This window comes from Aeromonas sp. QDB68, from assembly GCF_027707405.1.
Taxonomy (GTDB): domain Bacteria; phylum Pseudomonadota; class Gammaproteobacteria; order Enterobacterales; family Aeromonadaceae; genus Aeromonas; species Aeromonas caviae.
Window position 1 is genome coordinate 1 of sequence record NZ_JAPCIQ010000248.1, and the last position, 668, is coordinate 668.

Annotated in this window: 1 protein-coding gene; it reads left to right on the top strand. The window is 57.6% G+C overall.

Annotation, left to right across the window (positions count from 1 at the left end):
* Positions 1–140: 140 nt before the first annotated feature.
* The gene (locus PG892_RS22485; protein WP_069785452.1) at positions 141–455 is read left to right on the top strand and encodes a DUF4377 domain-containing protein; all 315 of its coding nucleotides are present in this window, start codon (positions 141–143) and stop codon (positions 453–455) included.
* Positions 456–668: the final 213 nt, after the last annotated feature.

A 668-nucleotide genomic window follows, 5' to 3' on the forward strand; every position in this document is an offset into this window, starting at 1 on the left:
AAAGCCAAACCACAGAAGTATGCGACGAGAAAACCTAGTAAAAACAATGCCAGTCAGGCTTAACTGACTGGCATTACGGTCATTGACCGCCTTTTCTTTTGCAGGTTTAATCGCGCCCTTTTACGCCAAGGACACTCATCATGAAATCTCCCCTGCTCCTCAGCTCCGCCCTCCTGCTCAGCGCCTGCCAGAGCGCCCCGACCACCGAAATCCTCTATATCCAGGACAAACTGGCAGACTGCGTCGGTGTCGCCCCCATGAAGTGCATGCAGGTACGCAGTCAGCCGGGCGAGAGCTGGAGCCTCTTCTATCAGCAGATCGAAGGCTTCACCTTCGAGCCGGGCTTTCGCTATCAACTGGAAGTGAGCAAGGAGCAACTTGCCGATGTGCCGGCCGATGCCCCTTCCTTGCGCTACCAGCTGGTCAAGATCGTGAGCAAGGAGCCGGTTCGCTGACGAGTCGCTGACAGGTGACCCGGTTTCGTTTGTGTGCTCTCTGGGGTATGCTGTCACCCCTTTTTGCCACGGTTTGAGTACGGACCCGACCCGCATCATGATCACGATCCGCACCATCCGCACGCCAGACTGGCCCGCCATCTTAAATGCGAAAGGGGACTCCCTCCGACGTAGGTGGGAGGGGAATTTCGCCGGGGCGTCAGCCCCGCTGGT

Coding starts and splice junctions, on each gene's coding strand:
- PG892_RS22485 (WP_069785452.1), top strand. CDS start 141: ATGAAATCTCCCCTGCTCCTCAGCTCCGCCCTCCTGCTCAGCGCCTGC.